Origin of the sequence: Planktotalea frisia (genome assembly GCF_001890925.1) — a bacterium.
In the GTDB taxonomy this organism is placed as follows: domain Bacteria; phylum Pseudomonadota; class Alphaproteobacteria; order Rhodobacterales; family Rhodobacteraceae; genus Planktotalea; species Planktotalea frisia.
The window spans coordinates 1-17,185 of sequence record NZ_MLCB01000137.1 but is presented as its reverse complement, the minus strand read 5'-3'; the positions used below and the strand labels follow the sequence as shown (position 1 = coordinate 17,185).

At 54.6% G+C, this 17,185-nt stretch carries 19 protein-coding genes and 1 pseudogene; 11 read left to right on the top strand and 9 right to left on the bottom strand.

The annotated features are described in order from the left end of the window. The first annotated feature begins 127 nt into the window (after window positions 1-127). Window positions 128-1,628: pseudogene (locus PFRI_RS10595) on the top strand (FMN-binding glutamate synthase family protein). Here PFRI_RS10595 and PFRI_RS10590 read toward each other — a convergent pair. After that, a complete protein-coding gene (locus PFRI_RS10590; protein ID WP_072630678.1) occupies window positions 1,611-4,385 on the bottom strand; it encodes an AsmA family protein in 2,775 nt (924 codons plus the stop codon). The pseudogene PFRI_RS10595 and the gene PFRI_RS10590 sit on opposite strands and share 18 nt — an antisense overlap. A gap of 127 nt (window positions 4,386-4,512) precedes the next feature. Between PFRI_RS10590 and rimO the strand changes: the two genes are divergently transcribed. The 3 genes from rimO to PFRI_RS10575 are packed head-to-tail and all read left to right on the top strand — an operon-like array spanning window position 4,513 to window position 7,062. After that, window positions 4,513-5,904, top strand: a complete 1,392-nt coding sequence (gene rimO / locus PFRI_RS10585) for a 30S ribosomal protein S12 methylthiotransferase RimO (protein WP_072630698.1) — start codon at window positions 4,513-4,515, stop codon at window positions 5,902-5,904. A 42-nt stretch (window positions 5,905-5,946) separates the two neighbouring features. Further along, window positions 5,947-6,810 (top strand): hypothetical protein, encoded by an 864-nt coding sequence (locus PFRI_RS10580; protein WP_072630677.1) that lies wholly within the window; start codon window positions 5,947-5,949, stop codon window positions 6,808-6,810. Window positions 6,811-6,855: 45 nt separating this feature from the next. After that, window positions 6,856-7,062, top strand: coding sequence for a hypothetical protein (locus PFRI_RS10575; protein ID WP_072630676.1), 207 nt, complete (start codon window positions 6,856-6,858; stop codon window positions 7,060-7,062). On the opposite strand, the gene PFRI_RS10570 is transcribed toward PFRI_RS10575, so the two are convergent. Genes PFRI_RS10570 through PFRI_RS10555 form a run of 4 tightly spaced genes read right to left on the bottom strand, consistent with a single transcriptional unit; the run spans window position 7,054 to window position 10,254 of the window. Continuing rightward, window positions 7,054-7,470 carry an NUDIX hydrolase gene (locus tag PFRI_RS10570; RefSeq protein ID WP_072630675.1) on the bottom strand — a complete coding sequence of 139 codons (417 nt, stop codon included), beginning with the start codon at window positions 7,468-7,470 and terminating at the stop codon, window positions 7,054-7,056. The two genes, PFRI_RS10575 and PFRI_RS10570, sit on opposite strands and share 9 nt — an antisense overlap. Next, the gene (locus PFRI_RS10565) at window positions 7,470-9,086 is read right to left on the bottom strand and encodes a long-chain-fatty-acid--CoA ligase (protein ID WP_072630674.1); all 1,617 of its coding nucleotides are present in this window, start codon (window positions 9,084-9,086) and stop codon (window positions 7,470-7,472) included. Before PFRI_RS10565 ends, PFRI_RS10570 begins: the two co-directional genes overlap by 1 nt. 53 nt (window positions 9,087-9,139) lie before the next feature. Beyond that, window positions 9,140-9,523: a YigZ family protein gene (locus PFRI_RS10560; RefSeq protein ID WP_072630673.1), complete on the bottom strand. Its 384-nt coding sequence runs from the start codon at window positions 9,521-9,523 to the stop codon at window positions 9,140-9,142. Then, on the bottom strand, window positions 9,523-10,254 hold the full coding sequence (locus PFRI_RS10555) for a M48 family metalloprotease (RefSeq protein ID WP_072630672.1): 732 nt from the start codon (window positions 10,252-10,254) through the stop codon (window positions 9,523-9,525). The genes PFRI_RS10560 and PFRI_RS10555 overlap by 1 nt, the downstream gene beginning before the upstream one ends. A 124-nt stretch (window positions 10,255-10,378) precedes the next feature. Between PFRI_RS10555 and PFRI_RS10550 the strand changes: the two genes are divergently transcribed. The 4 genes from PFRI_RS10550 to PFRI_RS10535 are packed head-to-tail and all read left to right on the top strand — an operon-like array spanning window position 10,379 to window position 13,068. Next, a complete protein-coding gene (locus PFRI_RS10550; protein ID WP_072630671.1) occupies window positions 10,379-10,627 on the top strand; it encodes a DUF8831 family protein in 249 nt (82 codons plus the stop codon). A 1-nt stretch (window position 10,628) separates the two neighbouring features. Next, complete coding sequence (locus tag PFRI_RS10545; protein WP_072630670.1) at window positions 10,629-11,735, top strand: histone deacetylase-like amidohydrolase; 1,107 nt, start codon at window positions 10,629-10,631, stop codon at window positions 11,733-11,735. Between the two features lie 56 nt (window positions 11,736-11,791). After that, entirely contained in the window at window positions 11,792-12,370 is a 579-nt protein-coding gene (locus PFRI_RS10540; protein WP_072630669.1) for a nitroreductase family protein, read from the top strand. Beyond that, window positions 12,367-13,068 (top strand): EI24 domain-containing protein, encoded by a 702-nt coding sequence (locus PFRI_RS10535; RefSeq protein ID WP_072630668.1) that lies wholly within the window; start codon window positions 12,367-12,369, stop codon window positions 13,066-13,068. Before PFRI_RS10540 ends, PFRI_RS10535 begins: the two co-directional genes overlap by 4 nt. On the opposite strand, the gene PFRI_RS10530 is transcribed toward PFRI_RS10535, so the two are convergent. Further along, complete coding sequence (locus PFRI_RS10530; protein ID WP_072630667.1) at window positions 13,022-13,318, bottom strand: DUF1467 family protein; 297 nt, start codon at window positions 13,316-13,318, stop codon at window positions 13,022-13,024. The two genes, PFRI_RS10535 and PFRI_RS10530, sit on opposite strands and share 47 nt — an antisense overlap. Beyond that, entirely contained in the window at window positions 13,318-13,722 is a 405-nt protein-coding gene (mce, locus tag PFRI_RS10525; protein WP_072630666.1) for a methylmalonyl-CoA epimerase, read from the bottom strand. The genes PFRI_RS10530 and mce overlap by 1 nt, the downstream gene beginning before the upstream one ends. Window positions 13,723-13,884: 162 nt before the next feature. Here mce and PFRI_RS10520 point away from each other — a divergent pair, with 162 nt between their 5' ends. Then, the gene (locus PFRI_RS10520; RefSeq protein ID WP_072630665.1) at window positions 13,885-14,601 is read left to right on the top strand and encodes a response regulator; all 717 of its coding nucleotides are present in this window, start codon (window positions 13,885-13,887) and stop codon (window positions 14,599-14,601) included. On the opposite strand, the gene PFRI_RS10515 is transcribed toward PFRI_RS10520, so the two are convergent. Further along, on the bottom strand, window positions 14,598-15,308 hold the full coding sequence (locus tag PFRI_RS10515) for a GNAT family N-acetyltransferase (protein ID WP_072630664.1): 711 nt from the start codon (window positions 15,306-15,308) through the stop codon (window positions 14,598-14,600). The genes PFRI_RS10520 and PFRI_RS10515 overlap by 4 nt on opposite strands. 152 nt (window positions 15,309-15,460) lie before the next feature. On the opposite strand from PFRI_RS10515, the gene msrP reads away from it, so the two are divergent. Both msrP and msrQ read left to right on the top strand, forming a co-directional pair. After that, window positions 15,461-16,372, top strand: a complete 912-nt coding sequence (msrP, locus tag PFRI_RS10510) for a protein-methionine-sulfoxide reductase catalytic subunit MsrP (RefSeq protein WP_072630663.1) — start codon at window positions 15,461-15,463, stop codon at window positions 16,370-16,372. Further along, window positions 16,372-17,001, top strand: a complete 630-nt coding sequence (gene msrQ, locus PFRI_RS10505; protein WP_072630662.1) for a protein-methionine-sulfoxide reductase heme-binding subunit MsrQ — start codon at window positions 16,372-16,374, stop codon at window positions 16,999-17,001. Before msrP ends, msrQ begins: the two co-directional genes overlap by 1 nt. A gap of 4 nt (window positions 17,002-17,005) precedes the next feature. Here msrQ and PFRI_RS21525 read toward each other — a convergent pair. Further along, a partial coding sequence (locus tag PFRI_RS21525; RefSeq protein ID WP_217653410.1) for a hypothetical protein occupies window positions 17,006-17,185 on the bottom strand: 180 nt, incomplete at its 5' end.

Sequence of the window (17,185 nt, the reverse complement as noted above, 5' to 3'; positions counted from 1 at the left end):
ATTTTGCGTATTTTTACGCCCGTCACATTCACGTGCTCCCCCTTGTGGGTGGCGCGTGAATTGCACACACTCGCACTCAAAGGCTTGGGTCGCCAAGCCACTGGAAGTGATCACTGGGAGATATGTGATGGGTTTTGCGATGAATGTGCTGGATACGCTGGCGATTTTATTTGCGTTTGTGGTTGGCTTGGTCGTTTTGGTCGCGTTGGTCGTCTTTGTGCTGGACCGTTTGCAGACTGAGGATGCCATCCGGCGTAATTATCCAGTGATCGGGCGGTTCCGCCATTTGTTTTCTACGCTGGGTGAGTTTTTTTCGGCAGTATTTCTTTGCGATGGATCGCGAAGAACTGCCGTTCAACCGTGCACAGCGCGAATGGGTAAAGCGCGCAGGCGAGGGCAAAGGAAACACCGTTGCTTTCGGGTCTACACGTAATTTGAACGTCGTTGGCACGCCTATTTTTGCGAACGCGGCATTTCCCCCGTTGGATGATCAATTCGCCAGTTCTGAGCCTCTGGTCATAGGGGCTGAAACACGCACGCCTTTCGCCGCGAAAAGCTTTTTCAACATTTCGGGTATGAGCTACGGCGCGATCTCCAAGCCTGCGGTGCAAGCGCTTAGTCGTGGTGCTAAAGAAGCGGGTGTTTGGCTCAATACGGGTGAAGGCGGGCTAAGTCCGTTTCATCTGGAAGGGGGCTGTGATGTCGTCTTTCAGATTGGCACCGCGAAATACGGTGTGCGTGATGCTGAGGGTGGTTTGAGCGATGAAAAACTGCGCGCGGCTGCGGCGCACGAAAATGTGCGCATGTTTGAGGTGAAGCTGGCGCAGGGCGCAAAGCCCGGTAAGGGTGGCATATTGCCAGCCGCGAAAGTCACGAAAGAAATTGCAGAGATCCGCGGGATTGCGGTTGGGACCGACAGTCTTTCGCCCAACCGTCATTTGGATGTGGATGATTGGGGCGATCTGCTCGATCTGATTGGCCATATGCGTGAGGTGACGGGCAAGCCTGTGGGCATCAAAACTGTTGTTGGTACTGAATCGGGCATTCAAAGTTTGTTTGACGAAATCAATCAACGCGGTGCCAGCTCTGCGCCTGACTTTATCACAATTGATGGCGGCGAAGGGGGCACGGGCGCTGCGCCGATGCCGCTAATCGACTTGGTTGGCATGTCCATTCGTGAGGCATTGCCGATTGTTGTGGATATGCGCAATGCAGCGGGCCTTCAGGATCGTGTACGCATCATTGCGAGTGGAAAGCTGGTAAACCCGGGTGATCTGGCTTGGGCACTCGCGGCGGGGGCTGATTTCATCACGTCTGCGCGCGGTTTCATGTTCTCGCTTGGCTGCATTCAAGCGCTGAAGTGCAACAAGAATACTTGCCCCACAGGGATCACCACACACGACAAGCGCTTTCAAAAGGGGCTGGTGGTCGAGGATAAATACAAACGCGTTGCGCGTTATGCCAAAAGCCTCGTGAAAGAAGTCGAAACCATCGCGCACTCTGTAGGTGTCACCGAACCGCGTCAGCTACGTCGTCATCATGTAAGGCTGATGCAAGACAGTGGGCGATCCGTGCCGATGTCGGACCTTTACCCTCCTGCAAAACCTGTTTCAGTTGCCGCCGAGTAGATTGCGCAGACCATTGCCAAGTTCGCGTTCAAGCGCCCCTTTGGCGGCATCTTGAAGCTTTTGTTGCTGGGCTTTATCCAGCTTTAGATTGTCGGCGGCGCGCTTGGCTGCTTTGCGCGCTGCATCTTCGATCTTGGCTTTGGCACGGTCCTCGAGCTTTTTCGCTTCTGCCTGTGCTTTTGCGCGAAGCTTGGCTTTTTCTGCTTCCGCCTGATCGCGCAGCTTTTGTTTTTCGCGCTCTATCTCTTTGCGCGCTTGCTCTTCGAGTTTCTTGCGCTCGTTTTCTAGGTTCAGCGCAGCTTTCAAATCAGGTCGCACAGAGACGTCCGACCAAGGCCCTTTGATCCGCACAGGTATTTCGATGCGGTCCTGTTCACCCACATTGTTCACAACAGGCGTCAGCAAATAATCAATCGTTTGCGCTCCAAGGTTGATGTTGCCCTCACCGCGGGCTTCGACGCGGCCCGTTTTTGCGCTGAGATCATCATTGCGCAGGTTGCCGTTCGTCAAAACCCCGCTGGCTTGTAGATTTTCAAACGACGTTTTGCGTGCGTTGGCGTTGCCTTGGCGAATGAGACCTTCCAGATCGATCCCAGCGATTTCACCGCTGGGCACAGACATTGCAATATCCCCGTTGAGCGAGCGCATGATCGCATCAAGCGAATTGCCAACGCCCAAAAATTTGACGTTGAGATTGCCGTTGCCGCTAATCTTGTCGATGTCCGCGAGCGCGCTCAGCAAAGGACCGAGCGCTACAGAATTCGCCCGCAGATCACCCGCAACAGAAAGGCCATTGCGATTGTTTGCCACGAGTTGACCGCCAAAGCGCCCTTGATACGCGTTCAGGTCATTGATCGAGACAACCGCGCGTGCACGATCTATGGCAACGCCAAGATCAGCGGCACCGAGTTTGATTTTACCCAAGTTGATTGAACGTGCTTTGAGTTTGATGTTGCCGTTCAAGGCACTCAGCGCACTGGCGTCGATGCGCTCTTTAGACCAACCGGAACCCGCTGAAGAGTCAGTGCTTTCCCCGTTGTCGGCTGACAATGCGCTCAGATCAAGATCACCTGCTTGCAGGTTTGCGTTAATATTTGGCACGCTACCCGCAAGATTGACAGAGACACCACCGCTCAGCGTGTTCTGATCAAGCGAAACTTTGAGCCCTGTCAGATCGAGTTGGTTTGATTTGAACGACAGTCCCGTGCTTGCGGTGATTGCTTGACCGAAGCCTTTTGGCAGATCAGGCGCGCTTTGTCCCAGCGCGCGCATCAGATTCGCTGTGCTTGGGACGTTTGCGTTGATAGTGCCCGACACATTTGGTGTGCTGCCTGAGAGTGCGAGATCAATCGCGCCAGAGAGGTTTGCGCCTGCGAGCGTAGCGCTCATATCGCGTAGATTGGCGTTGATTGAACTGCCTTGAATGCGGGCAGTGATGTTGGATTTCAGCGATGGCGCTGCATTTGCGGCAAGTCCGAAATTGCTGAGGGGTTGACCCAAGAGTGCAGCTGCGCGCCCAGCATTGGGCAGGTTCACCGCAAGGTTCGCGGTCACATCTGGCACGCTGTTCTTTAAGACAATAGTGGCATCACCAGAGATGCGCGTGTCCTCCAGCGCTGCGCTGAGACCTGTCAAATTTGCGCTCATGTCATCACCGTTGACCGTGAGGGCAATATTGCTCGCGAGACTAGGATCAAACGCGCTTGCCAGTCCGAATTTCTCAGGCGCTTGCCCGAGCATGCGCATCAGTTGCCCTGCGTTCTTTACATCTGCATCCAGCTTGGCCGTAATCTGTGGTGCTCCCAAAGCGATGACGATATCGGCGTCCCCAGAAACAGTGTTGTCGTTCAGTCCCAACGCCATTTTGCGCAAGGCAAGGCGCGTGCCATCAAAGCTGACTTGGCTGTTCACGCTCGCACTTGGGTTGAAATCAGACGCTAGACCAAAGGCAGACGGCTCTTGCCCAAGCGCGCGCATTAATGCGCCAACTTGGGGGATTGTGCCGCTCAGTTGCATTGCGGCTTCCGGCTTGATCGACGCGATACCCTCGAATGCAAGATCGGCGCCCGCAGCGTTTAAAGTACCGCTCAACGCTGTTTGCTCTCCTGCGATCAGTCCCATGACGTCTGCCACTGTCGTGTTCAGCGCGATCCGGTCATTGAAAGGCGTGATCCCCAAAACCAGATCAGCGGGTCCACCCAAAGACGACCAACGCAGATCGATGTCCACGTCTTTGAGGTTTTGATCGGTGCCTGTGCCATGATCAATGTAGCGAAGCGATGCGTCGGTGATAAGCGCTTGGGCGAGAGAGAGATCGAAACTCTGGCCTTCACTGGTTTCGGTTGCGACGGGCTCGGAAGGTGCGTCATCACTTGGCAGTAGATCCCAGTTGGCGCGCCCATCGGCGGCACGCTCGAGCACAATGCGCGGACTTTTGGCTTCGAGTTTGGTGATGCGAATCGTGCCGCCAATCAAAGCGGGCACATCAACGCCAATGGCGAGGCTGTCACTGGTCAGCAGCGGCCCGTTCTTAGCCCAATCCGCACTTGCGATGCTCGCAGGGCCAGTGGTGACACCAAGCGTTGGGTAAAAGCTGATCGACGTATCAGAGCTGATGGACACCGCGCGCCCTGTTTGCTTGCTCAGTTGATCAGCTGCAATGCGCGCGATTTTCTCACCCGGCAACATCAACAAACCTACAATAGCAATTGCGACCGCCACGAGGACGATCACGATCAATCGGATCAAGAAACGCATTTGGCTGCTCCGCCTATTTTTGTCTGACTCTATGGCGACGTTTCTCAGGCTGCAACCGCAGGAGACATCAAACCATCTTTAAGGCGATAGATTGCCTGCGCGCGCGCTTCCTCGTATAGGTCGCGCCATGACACAAAACCCTCCTTCGCTTCGCCCTGATCTTGCCCCCGCTGCAAAGCTTGATGGCACATCGCGCCCCGGTCAGCCCCGTATCGGCATGGTTAGCCTTGGTTGCCCCAAAGCGTTGGTGGATAGCGAACGCATTCTGACGCGTTTGCGCGCCGAAGGATACGGCATGTCGCCCGACTATGCTGGCGCGGATGCGGTGATCGTGAACACCTGTGGTTTCCTCGATAGCGCCAAGGCAGAAAGCCTTGAGGCGATTGGCGAAGCGCTGCAAGAGAATGGCAAAGTGATCGTGACGGGGTGTCTGGGGGCGGAGCCGGATTACATCCGCGAGCATCACCCGAATATCCTCGCCGTTACAGGCCCGCATCAATATGAGCAAGTGCTCGACGCTGTGCACAATGCTGTCCCGCCTTCGCCTGATCCGTTTGTGGATTTGCTGCCTGCCTCTGGCGTGTCTCTGACACCGCGTCATTACAGTTATCTGAAGATTTCCGAGGGTTGTAATCACAAGTGCAAGTTTTGCATCATTCCTGACATGCGTGGTCGTCTTGCGTCGCGTCCTGCTCATGCGGTTTTGCGCGAGGCGGAAAAACTGGTTGAGAGTGGCGTGAAGGAGCTGTTGGTGATTTCGCAAGATACCTCTGCCTATGGTCTTGATCGCAAGTATGATGTGAATCCTTGGAAAGACGGTGAGGTGCGATCGCACATCACGGATCTCTCTCGCGAAATGGGCAAGCTCGGCGCTTGGGTGCGTTTGCACTACGTTTACCCTTATCCATCTGTGCGCGAGTTGATCCCTTTGATGGCAGATCCGTCGAGTGGGCTTCTGCCCTATCTCGATATCCCGTTCCAGCACGCGCATCCTGATGTGCTCAAACGCATGGCGCGCCCTGCGGCGGGTTCGAGAACGCTGGATGAGATTGCTGCGTGGCGCGCGACATGTCCTGACATCACCTTGCGCTCAACCTTTATTGTCGGCTACCCCGGTGAGACGGAACAAGAGTTTCAAACGCTGCTGGATTGGATGGACGAAGCGCAGCTCGATCGCGTGGGATGTTTCCAGTACGAAAACGTCGATGGCGCGCGCAGCAACGCTTTGCCGGATCATGTTCCAAGTGAGCTGAAGCAAGAACGCTGGGATCGTTTCATGGAGAAAGCGCAAGCGATTTCCGAGGCAAAGCTCGCGGCGAAAGTTGGCACGCGCATGGATGTGATCGTTGATGAGATTGACGAAGACGCTGCAACCTGCCGCACCAAAGCGGACGCGCCAGAGATTGATGGCAACCTGTTCATTGATGAAGGCTACGAAGGTCTGAATGTTGGTGATATTGTCAGCGTCACCGTCGATGAGGCTGGCGAATATGATCTTTGGGGTGTTCTCAACGCTTAACACTTTAAGGTTTTGCTAACCTTTCTTTCGTAGACAGTAACCATGTTGCTGCGCTTTTTAATCATATTCCTGTCCTTCAATTTGCTTGCTTGTGCGAGCCAAGAGGATCCACCGGCAGAGATTATCTGCCAACTCGAAACCTGCGAAGAGACAGGTGGAACCGCGCAAGGCACGAGCGCGGAAGAGGAAGTGCCGACCTCTGTAACAATCCCCGAACCTGCGACGACAAATGATGAGCTGAGTGGCAGCATTATCACCGCGGTTTTCGATGAGGACTCTCAAGTTTTCACGCTTACGGCGCTGGGCCTAGATACGCAGCTTGCGCGTTTCCCGAGTGCAGACTTCGGTAGAATGCTGGCCATGCGCGATGTAGCAGGTGTGCACAACGCGTATTTTGCGCAGGGCGAGGGCAGTAAGATCATCATCTACTCAGGCGGCATGGCGGGCAGTGTGCGCAATCTTGCCAGCTTTGGACGCATCGGCGCGACGGAGCTTCCTCTCGTCGGGGGTGCGCAATTTAATGGTGACTACGCAGGCTTCACCACGACGCGACGTATAAACGGACGCGCGCAGATTGATGTTGATTTCAAAGAAGCGACGTTGAGTGGTCGGATCACCCAGCGTATTTTCCGCCAGCGACCTGACAATATTGTTGATGTGGTGAATCCGCTCAGCATGTTGGTGTTAGAGCAGACTACGTTGAAAACCGACGGTACGTTTGGTGGCGAAACGGGTGGTGGGCAGATCGTGAATGGCCAAGAACTTTGGAACCCTGCCTCTGGTAGTTTCACAGGGCTGATTGGCGGTGCAAATGCTGGCGAAGTCGTCGGCACGGTGAACGTCACACACCGCACGCCTTCGGGGGGAAGCTTCGAAGAAGTCGGGGGATTCCTTGCGACGCGGTAGGATTTGCGGCTACTAAGGGCGAAAATGCCGATAGGAGCAGTTGAGATGAGCACAGCAGGTAAGCAGATCGTCGTTGAAGGTCATTCGTTTGAGATTATGACCCAGCAACAAGGGAGTACGTGGAGTGTGGAAGTGGTGAACAGCGCCAAAACCGCCTTTGCGTTTGATCCCACGTTTAAGAGCGAAGAAGATGCAATCGCCCATGCGAGCGATGCGTTGCAGAGCACGGATATCAATACTTATCTAGGCTAGCACGTCACGCACTCTGCACTGAAGATGCGGGATTGCTTTGGTGTGGGTCAGGTAGGACTTGATTGGCATCATTTGCCAATACTGACCTTCGTCACCAAACTTGATCCGAGTTATTTCATCTGAAGTGATTGGTGCTGCAAAGAACCAATTCGGCAAGGCTTGCTCTGCAGTGTTTGGGTATGCCCGGGACCATTCAATGCGCTCTTGCGGGATCGCCAATGCAAATTCTTCTTTGGTTTCCCGCAAAGCGCATTCCAGTGGTGTTTCGTCTGCTTCACCGCCCCCGCCAGGAAGATCCCAAAGCGCGCGGAAGGGAATGTCGGGTTTTTCATCTCGCAGATAGGTCAGTAACGCGCCTTGGCAGTGCAAAAGTATCTTTGCACCGCCAAACGCGCGCTGGTGGATCATTACATCAAGACCTGACCAAACTCGTCACGCAGGTTCCGTTTAAGCACCTTACCCGTGGCATTGCGCGGTAGGGCATCGGTAAAGACAACCATGTCAGGCTTTTGCCAACTTGCGATCTTGCCATCGAAAAAGGCGATAAGATCATCTGGATTGGGCTCACAGCCTTCGGCTTTGACAGCGACCAGAACAGGGCGCTCATCCCACTTGGGATGCGCGGCACCGATTACGGCCGCCTCAAGCAATTCAGGATGCGCGACGGCGATGTTTTCCAGCTCGACCGAGCTGATCCATTCACCACCGGACTTGATGATATCCTTGGAGCGGTCACAGATGGTCATGTACCCATCGGGATCAATGCGCGCGACGTCGCCCGTGTCGAACCACCCATCGCGCAGTTCTTCTTGCTTTTCAGGACGGAAGTAGCCGGAAATCACCCAAGGACCGCGCACGAGCAGATCGCCTTGTGCTTTGTCGTCATGAGGCAGCGTGTTGCCCTCGTCATCAACGATCTTGATGTCCATTCCAAACGGAGGACGCCCTTGGTTTTCGCGCAGTTTGTGCTGATCCGCGATTGGCAGGTCTGCGTGCTTTGCGAGAGGTTTGTTGGAAGTGCCAAGCGGGCTCATCTCGGTCATACCCCACGCGTGGACCAGATCAACGTTATATTCCTCGCGGAAGGTGTCGATCATAATAGGCGGACATGCAGAGCCGCCAACGACTGTGCGCTTCAGGCTCTCAAGCGTGCTACCGCTTTCTTTCGCAGCCATAAGAAGGCCCTGCCAAATCGTCGGAACACCGAGGGCCACGTTGACGCCTTCGTTGTCGATTAGCTTCAAAAGGCTCGATCCATCAAGACCCGGACCCGGCATAACCAAGCGCGCACCAACCATCGCTGCTGAATACGGCGTGCCCCATGCGTTGACGTGGAACATGGGTACGACAGGCAACACAATGTCCTGCGCGCTAAAGCCGATGCAGTCGGGAAGGGCGGCGGCGAAGCTGTGCAACATGGTAGAGCGGTGCGAATAAAGAGCACCCTTTGGATTGCCAGTTGTGCCGGACGTGTAACACAGGCTCGACGCAGTGTTTTCGTCGAAATCGGGCCAAGTGTAATCGGCACTGCCTGTCTCGATAAACTCATCATAGAAGACCAGCTCTGGAATTTGCTCCAGAGCGGCCTCATTGCGCGCGCTCATCAAAACGATGGCTTTCAGCGTTGGCATCTTGTCGCGCAATGCAGCTGCAAGCGGGAGGAAGGTGGCGTCGATGAAGAGTATTTCATCCTCGGCGTGGTTAACGATGTAGATCAATTGTTCAGGGAACAGGCGGGGGTTGATCGTGTGGCACACAAATTCGCCGCCTGACACGCCAAAGTAGATTTCTAGGTGACGTCGGTTGTTCCACGCAATCGTGGCGCAGCGCGCGGAAGGCTTGAGGCCCATGTTGGTCAAAGCGCTCGCAAGTTTCTTCGAGTTTTGCTGAACGACGCCCCAATTTGAGCGCTCGATCGTGCCGTCAGTTTCGATCGAGGTAATCTCTGTCGCCCCGTGATATTTACCCGCGTGATCCACCAGTGATGAAATCAACAAGCGGTCTTGCATCATTTGACCTAGCATCTTTTCTCTCCTCCCAGAGTTTGAATGAGAGAGTGAAGTCTAGGCGCGGATTGTCAATCCTTTTGAGCAGGTTGCGACGGAAGGTCAGGTGCTTGCTCAAGATACGCGTTGACGCAATCTTGGACGCGACGGAAGCGATCGCCGCCCAGATGCGTGCCGCCGTACCAACGGGTAACGACGATCAAGTGATCGGTAAGCTCTGCACGTTCCAACATGCGCAGGATAATCGCGCCTGCGCCGCTTTCGCCGTCGTCATTTTTGATTGGGCCATTCTCAGAGCAGAGCAGCGCCCATGTATTATGTGTCGCTTTGGCGAAACGCTTGTAGCGCTTGAGGTCTTTGATCAGTTTCAAAGCATCCGCTTTGGAGTGCGCAGGCGCACCGCTGACCGCGTATTTTGATCCGCGATCCGTAACGACATGCGGGATTTGAAACACTAGTTCAGCGTGGCAGCAGTGCGACGGACGATATCAATACGCGCCGCATTGGGCGGGTGCGTGCCTAGGAAGCGAATGCCAGGGTCAGCGATCTTGGTGAAGAAGGCAGCGCCGAGAACAGGGTCGTAACCCGCTCGATGTGCGATGATCGTGCCAAGTTCATCCGCTTCAAGTTCAAAGTCCTTGGAATATCCGCGTGCGCCAACTGTTGCGCCGACTTGTTGCGCGGATTCAATGGCCTGTTCCCCAACGCCCGTGATCGCAGCAAGGCCCCCAAAGATAAGCGCGCCAGCAGTTGCGTTACGCTGTTGGCGATCAAGGTGTGCCCTGATGTGGTGTGCTGCCTCGTGCCCCATAACAAAGGCCAATTCGTCTGCGTTGCGCACAGTTGCGATAAGCGGAATGTTGAAAGCCAGAACAGGGCGGCCTGACTTATCACGCGTCTGGAAAGCATTTGGGGGCTGGTTCGGGCGATCATCGACAACGATGTTGAAATCGCAATTCATGCTTGGCGCGCGCTCGCGGCAAACGGCTTCAGCGACTGGCTCAACAGTGCGCACGACTCTAACGAACTGTCGCGCGGCTTGTTCGGCTTTTAGTGATGTTGCGGGTGTTGGCGTGCTAACGGCAGGTGTGCTTGGTTGGCTCGGTGCCGTTGGCGCTGGGCGCGACGTGGAGACACAGGCGCTGAGGCCGAAAGCGAGGAGAGGGACGAGAAGATATGTCTTCATGATTTTATGATGCCTGAACATGCTCGGTTGAGACCTAAGATAGGCGCGCGGCGCGTTCAATACCAGTCACGAATTTGCGGGGATTGGCGTTGCTGCTTTCACGTGTGCGCCGTAAGCTGCTGACATGTTTAGTATAGAACACGAATTTGACTCCAGCATCATCACGCTTGTGGATGAGGGCGAGGGCATGCCGCAAGAAGATGTGGTGATCAACGCATTCGCGGAATGCGTCACGTTGGAACAGTTTAACCCACGTCTTGGTCGTGCAGAAAAGATCACGCTGAGCATGGAGCAAATTCGCGACCTCGCAGCGGCGTTGGATTTGCCAGAGGGCGTGTATCGCATTCGTCCAGATGAAGAGAAGGAAGCATAAGATGCAAACAGGGTTTTTCTGGGACGAGAGCACGTTCTGGCATGGCGGTGGCAACTACGCGAGCATGTTTCCTGTAGGTGGTTTTGTGCAGCCGATGGTGAACGGCGGTCTGCCCGAAAGCCCCGAGAGCAAGCGTCGGATGAAGAATTTGATGGATTTGACGGGCTTATCAGGTGAGTTGGCGATGCAAAGTGCCCCTTTGGCGAGCATGGAGGATCTGCTGCGTGTTCACCCCAAGGGTTTCCTCGATGAGTTCAAACGCCTGTCTGATACAGGCGGCGGCGAAATTGGTGCGCGTTGTCCCTTTGGGCCCGGTGGGTTTGAGATTGCGGCGCAATCAGCGGGGCTTGCGAAGGCTGCGTTGGAAGCAGTGCTGAAAGGCAGTGTGAAAAATGCGTATTCGCTGTCGCGTCCGCCAGGCCATCACTGTAGCGCTGACACGCCGATGGGCTTTTGTCTGTTGGCCAATATTCCTGTCGCGATTGAAGCGGCACTTGCTGGTGGTCTCGCGAAACGCGTCGCTGTGCTGGATTGGGATGTGCATCATGGGAACGGCACCGAAGCGATCTTTTATGATCGCACGGATGTGCTGACAATTTCGATCCATCAAGAGAATAACTTCCCCGTTGATACAGGGGATTTTGCCGATCGTGGCGAGGGGGCAGGTGAGGGCTTTAACCTCAATATTCCGCTTGGCGGTGGCGCTGGGCATGCGAGCTATCTTGAGGTGATGGAGCAGATTGCGTTGCCGCAGATACGCGCGTTTCAGCCGGACGTGATCATCGTCGCTTGCGGCTTTGATGCGGCTTTGATTGATCCGCTTGGCCGGATGATGGCGACGGCGGAGACGTTTCGACAGATGACCCGCCAAGTGATGACGCTCGCGGATGAGATTTGTGAAGGTCGTTTGATGATGGCGCATGAGGGCGGGTATTCGGAGGTTTATGTGCCGTTCTGCGGACATGGCGTTCTGGAGGAGATGAGCGGTAGCAAAATCACAGCACCTGATCCGATGGGTGCGATGTATGTGAAACGTCAGCCTGGGATGTCGCACCAGCGATTTATCAGCTCCGAAATCGCGCAAATGCGGGATGCGCTGGGCCTTTGAGGTTGAAAACTGCGCGCAGAGTGCTGATGTAGCCTGCAACGAATAAGGAGGCGCTTGTGCCAGATCCAAATCCCGCTGCGATGGAGTTTTTGCTCTCGCGTCGCTCGCGTCCTGCGAAGACTTTGCAAGGTCCTGTGCCAAGCCGTGATGAGCTTGAGCCGATCCTGACTGCCGCTGCACGCACGCCGGATCACGGTAAGTTAGAGCCGTGGCGCTTTATCGTGGTGCAAGGCGCTGCGATGGATCGTTTGGCAGATCTTGCGCGCGCGCGTGGTGCAAAGCTTGGCTATGATGAAGAGAAAACCACCAAAGGTGCTGCGCAGTTTGTAACTGGCGAGTTGGCTGTCGTGGTTGTTGAGGTGCAAAAGCCGTCAGAAAAAGTGCCTGCGATTGAGCAGACGTATTCTGCGGGTGCCGTTTGTCTGGCCCTGTTGAATGCAGCGCTGGCAAGCGGTTGGGGCGCGAATTGGCTCTCTGGTTGGCCCTCGCATGATCGTGGCTTTGTGGAAGCGGGCTTTGGGCTTGCAGCCCATGAGAGCGTGGCTGGCATTGTTCATATCGGCACGGAAAAGATGGCGCCGCCTGAACGCCCGCGCCCTGATTTGAGTGCTATTACATCTTGGCTCGACGCATGATCCTTTCGTCGTTCTTCAAAGCTATCGGGCAAATGGGCGATCCTCGGTTTCGCCGCGTCCTCTTTCTTGGAATTACTCTGACGATTGCTTTGCTTGCAGGGTTCTACGCGCTGTTTTTGACGGTGATGAACGAAGCGGTGGACGGCACTATGGTGCTGCCAGTGATTGGCGAAGTCACATGGATCGGTGATTTGCTGGGCTGGGGTTCGCTCTTTCTGATGCTGTTCTTGTCGACGTTCTTGATGGTGCCTGTGGCGTCCGCAATCACGTCGCTTTTCTTGGACGAAGTTGCGTCTGCCGTTGAGGCCAAGCACTTTCCGCATCTGCCAGACGTCAAAGGTGTGCCGTTCTACGAATCCCTGCGCGACACCATCAATTTTTTAGGCATTCTGATTGGTGCCAATATCGTTGCGATCTTGCTTTATGTCATGTTGCCGTTTGCAGCGATTTTCATTTTCTGGGCGCTGAACGGCTTTTTGCTGGGGCGTGAGTATTTCCAGATTGCCGCGATGCGCCGCCTTGGCCGTGAAGGCGCAAAGCAGGCGCGCAAGGAGCATTTTGGTATGATCTGGCTCGCGGGATGTTTGATGGCAGTGCCACTGACTATCCCATTGTTGAACCTGTTCATCCCGATCCTAGGTGCTGCGACCTTTACCCATTTGTTCCGTCAGACACAGATGCGTCGCCCATCCGATTGAACATATCCAAGTCGCGGATACTGATCACACCAGAAATAATCGTCCCTGCGATAATGCACCACAAAACTGCGCTGATCGCGGTGGTGATCCACGCTTTCTTTTTGAGGTTATGATTTTCAGGTGAGCCTGCGTGCGTGCCTGGAACAATTTCGCCCAAGTCCCCTTGGGTCTCAAGACGGATGGGGATGACGCAAAGAAATGTCATGAACCAAATAACCGCGAAGAGGACGAGCGCTGAGGTAATGCCCATTAAACTTGCTCCAACTCGGTAAGTGTTCCGTTCATGTCTTTGGGGTGCAAGAAGATGACAGGTTTGCCATGAGCGCCGATCTTTGGCTCACCGTTGCCAAGCACGCGCAGACCAGACGCGACCATTTGATCGCGCGCGGCGATGATGTCGTCGACTTCGTAGCACACATGATGAATGCCGCCCGACGGGTTCTTTTCAAGAAAACCGTTGATTGGGCTGTCTTCTCCGAGCGGATAGAGCAGTTCAATCTTGGTATTAGGCAGTTCGATAAAGATAACAGTGACGCCGTGATCCGGCTCATCCTGCGGGGCACCCACATTTGCGCCGAGCGCGTCACGGTACTGCGCAGCGGCTGCCTCAAGATCTGGCACTGCGATGGCCACGTGGTTCAATCGTCCAATCATCGTCGAAACTCCGGTTTATCTGTTTGAAGTCTATATGGAGTGACAGCGTAGTTTCGGCAAGCGGACGCAAAGACGCGGGCTCGCTAAATATGGAGAGGATTAATCACTTGTTAGGCTCGTTGGCCTAGCGTCGAGGGTAGCCGATATAGATTCGAGGGAATCATGAATGAACTGGAATACACGTCCTTAACACCTGCGCCGACTGCTACGCGCCCTTTGCTAGGATTGACCATCTTAGTGGTGGAAGACAGCCGGTTTGCCTGCGATGCGATGCGACTTTTGTGTCTGCGCAGCGGCGCACGTATTCGACGCGCGGATTGTCTACGTTCTGCGCGCCGTCATTTGCAAGTATATCGCCCCAGTGTCGCGATCATTGATCTAGGTCTGCCGGATGGCTCGGGTGCTGAATTAATCAAAGAGCTAGCCGTTGCGGAGCCACGTATTCAAGCGTTGTTGGCGATCAGCGGTGACGACACTAAAGAGGAGCTTTCGCTTGCCGCGGGTGCGGATGGGTTCTTGAGCAAGCCGCTGTCATCATTGGCGAGTTTTCAGACGGCGGTTCTACGAGCGTTGCCTGAAGAAATGCGCCCCTCGGGATTGCGTACCATCACAGATGAAGAGGTTGATCCAGATCCGCTCGCGTACCGCGATGACATGGCGCATGCGTCAGAGATGCTATCTGATGATGCGGATTTGATGCGTCTTGACTATGCAGCACAGTTCTTGCGCGGTGTCGCCAAAAGCGCGCGGGACGAACCGCTGCGCCAAGCCGCACAAATGCTCGCAAAAGCTACCGCAACGGGGAAAACCGTTCACAGCCATCAGGCGCGGCTAGCGGGTATGGTGCGTCAACGGATGGAAGAGCTGGTGACGATTTAAAGGGTGGGATCACTCGCAAAACGAACAAGACCTGTAAGGTCGCCCAATCGTTCGCGTTGCTTGCCATCAGCGTCGAAGTTCGCAGAATCAAGCCAAACACGGTAGGCTTCTTTGAGGGCGGGCCACTCTTTGTCGATCATTGCAAACCATGCGGTATCTCTGTTGCGCCCTTTCACAACGAGCGCTTGGCGAAAGACGCCCTCATAACTAAAGCCCAAGCGCTGAGCCGCTTGGCGAGATGGTTTGTTGAGCGCGTTGCATTTCCACTCAAAGCGACGGTAGCCTGCGTCAAACGCCCATTTGATTGTAAGGTAGATTGCTTCGGTCGAAACTGGGCTGCGCTGCATCGTTTTTGAGAAGTTGATGTTGCCCACTTCGATCGACCCAGCAGCGGGCGTGATGCGCAGGTAACTGAGCACGCCTAAATAGGCTTCTTGGCGCACATCATAGACGGCAAAGAATAGATTGCTTTCGTCCGCAGTCACCTCTCTCACCCAACGGTGATACTGAGCGGCAGAGTGAAACGGTCCTGCGGGCAGGTAGTCGTAAAGCTCGTCCTGATCCACAAAGGCATTAAACAAGAGCGCTGCATGCTTTTCGGCGCTTAGTGGTTCAAGGCGGCAATACCGCCCCTCGAGTATCATTGGCGCGGGCGCGTTCGGTGCCGTCCAATCGGAAACGAGCGCTCCTACGGGTCTGACTGTCATTTGCTCTCACGCCTCTTTTGGCGCAAAGCTTCGCACCGAAACTGACAAAGGGGAAGGCAAATGTTGCAAAACCCCTACAGCATTGTGAGTGCAGGGCCATTGGTCTGTGAACGTTTGCTCTCTATATCGGTGATGAACATAGGAGCACCAACATGGCATATCGCTGGAAGAACACCCTCTCGGACAATGACGTTACCGATCACTCGCTGTTTCTGAACAGACGTCAAATCATGGCTGGTGCCGCGGGTCTTGGTCTTGCAACGGCCATTGGCGGTCCGCGCGCCGCACTCGCGCAAGAGGCGCTTGAGCCAAACAGCTTTGAGGATATCTCTAGCTACAACAACTTTTATGAGTTCGGCACAGGCAAGGATGATCCAGCTAAGAACGCAGGTGCGTTGACGACAACGCCTTGGACAGTCACGATTGATGGTATGGTTGATAAGCCAGGCGAGTATGATTTCGCAGACATCATGGCGAAGATGACCGTCGAAGAGCGCATCTATCGTTTCCGCTGTGTCGAGGCTTGGTCGATGGTCGTGCCTTGGAACGGGTTTGAGCTGAAAGACCTGCTTGATCTCGCGGGCGTTCAATCCTCCGCTAAATACGTCGCTTTTGAGACGCTCTATCGTCCTGAGGAAATGGTCGGTCAGAAGTTCCCCACTCTAGAGTGGCCCTATGTCGAAGGTTTGCGTCTGGATGAGGCAATGCATCCGCTGACAATCATGGCGACAGGTATCTATGGGAAAGACATTCCTAACCAGAATGGCGCACCGATGCGTTTGGTGGTGCCGTGGAAGTATGGCTTTAAGTCGATCAAGTCTGTGGTGAAGATCACGCTTACCGATAAAGAGCCGCCCACCAGCTGGAATATCGCGAATGCGCGTGAGTATGGGTTCTACTCTAATGTGAACCCAGAAGTGGATCACAAGCGTTGGTCCCAAGCGACAGAGCGTAAGATCGGTGGCGGTTTATTTGCCAAGCGTATCCCAACGTTGATGCTGAACGGTTACGAAGAAGACGTGGCGAGCCTGTATGAAGGCATGGATATGAGCGTTAACTTCTGATGATCAAAGATACGATCAATAGCACCGCGCGCCGCATTCCAGCTTGGCTTGTATATACAGTCGGGATTTTGCCTGCCGCTTGGTTCCTTTATGAAGGGCTAACAGGCGGGTCTGGCGCTGATCCTATCAAGGCGTTGGAACATGAGTTGGGTGAATTCGCGCTAAAGCTATTGATCGTTGGTCTGTGCATTACACCGCTTCGCAAACATCTGGGCGTGAACCTTTTGAAGTTCCGCCGTGCGATTGGTGTGATGACCTTTGTCTATGTGGTGCTGCACTTGTTGGTGTGGCTCGTGCTGGATGTGCAGATCGTTAGCCAGATCTGGGCCGACATTGTGAAGCGTCCCTATATTACGGTCGGCATGGTTGGGTTCGCTCTAATGATTCCTTTGGCGCTGACATCCAACAACCTAAGTGTGCGTAAACTGGGGGTGCGTTGGCGTAAGCTTCACAAACTCACCTATGGAATCGCTTTCCTTGGGGCTTTGCACTTTGTGATGGTCGCAAAAGGCATTCAATTAGAGCCCTTGCTCTATATGGCGGTGGTTCTTGGGCTGTTGGCGCTGCGGATTCCTAAAGGTACGCTGCAAATTGCAGGGCGATTCACAGCCAAGTCTGTGGATAACTAGCGTCTTATCCACATTGCCGATAATTCGACCCTAGGGAAACTTGCGGGCGCGTAATTTTCTTATCAAGAACGCACCGCAAACAACTGTTTTTGTTCGCAAAACGGGAAAAATCAAAAAAAGTGAAATTAGGCGAAAAAAGGTCTTGCGGGTTTTGTGTGATAACACTAGAACCGCCCTCAGCAGC

What these genes read in the sequence shown, in the direction of transcription:
- PFRI_RS10535 (WP_072630668.1), top strand. Translation starts at nt 12,367, where the DNA reads ATGATCCTTTCGTCGTTCTTCAAAGCTATCGGGCAAATGGGCGATCCT.
- rimO (WP_072630698.1), top strand. Translation starts at nt 4,513, where the DNA reads ATGACACAAAACCCTCCTTCGCTTCGCCCTGATCTTGCCCCCGCTGCA.
- PFRI_RS10515 (WP_072630664.1), bottom strand. Translation starts at nt 15,308, where the DNA reads ATGACAGTCAGACCCGTAGGAGCGCTCGTTTCCGATTGGACGGCACCG.
- msrP (WP_072630663.1), top strand. Translation starts at nt 15,461, where the DNA reads ATGGCATATCGCTGGAAGAACACCCTCTCGGACAATGACGTTACCGAT.
- PFRI_RS10570 (WP_072630675.1), bottom strand. Translation starts at nt 7,470, where the DNA reads ATGATCCACCAGCGCGCGTTTGGCGGTGCAAAGATACTTTTGCACTGC.
- msrQ (WP_072630662.1), top strand. Translation starts at nt 16,372, where the DNA reads ATGATCAAAGATACGATCAATAGCACCGCGCGCCGCATTCCAGCTTGG.
- PFRI_RS10575 (WP_072630676.1), top strand. Translation starts at nt 6,856, where the DNA reads ATGAGCACAGCAGGTAAGCAGATCGTCGTTGAAGGTCATTCGTTTGAG.
- PFRI_RS10565 (WP_072630674.1), bottom strand. Translation starts at nt 9,086, where the DNA reads ATGCTAGGTCAAATGATGCAAGACCGCTTGTTGATTTCATCACTGGTG.
- PFRI_RS10520 (WP_072630665.1), top strand. Translation starts at nt 13,885, where the DNA reads ATGAATGAACTGGAATACACGTCCTTAACACCTGCGCCGACTGCTACG.
- PFRI_RS10580 (WP_072630677.1), top strand. Translation starts at nt 5,947, where the DNA reads ATGTTGCTGCGCTTTTTAATCATATTCCTGTCCTTCAATTTGCTTGCT.
- PFRI_RS10550 (WP_072630671.1), top strand. Translation starts at nt 10,379, where the DNA reads ATGTTTAGTATAGAACACGAATTTGACTCCAGCATCATCACGCTTGTG.
- PFRI_RS10545 (WP_072630670.1), top strand. Translation starts at nt 10,629, where the DNA reads ATGCAAACAGGGTTTTTCTGGGACGAGAGCACGTTCTGGCATGGCGGT.
- mce (WP_072630666.1), bottom strand. Translation starts at nt 13,722, where the DNA reads ATGATTGGACGATTGAACCACGTGGCCATCGCAGTGCCAGATCTTGAG.
- PFRI_RS10590 (WP_072630678.1), bottom strand. Translation starts at nt 4,385, where the DNA reads ATGCGTTTCTTGATCCGATTGATCGTGATCGTCCTCGTGGCGGTCGCA.
- PFRI_RS10530 (WP_072630667.1), bottom strand. Translation starts at nt 13,318, where the DNA reads ATGGGCATTACCTCAGCGCTCGTCCTCTTCGCGGTTATTTGGTTCATG.
- PFRI_RS10555 (WP_072630672.1), bottom strand. Translation starts at nt 10,254, where the DNA reads ATGAAGACATATCTTCTCGTCCCTCTCCTCGCTTTCGGCCTCAGCGCC.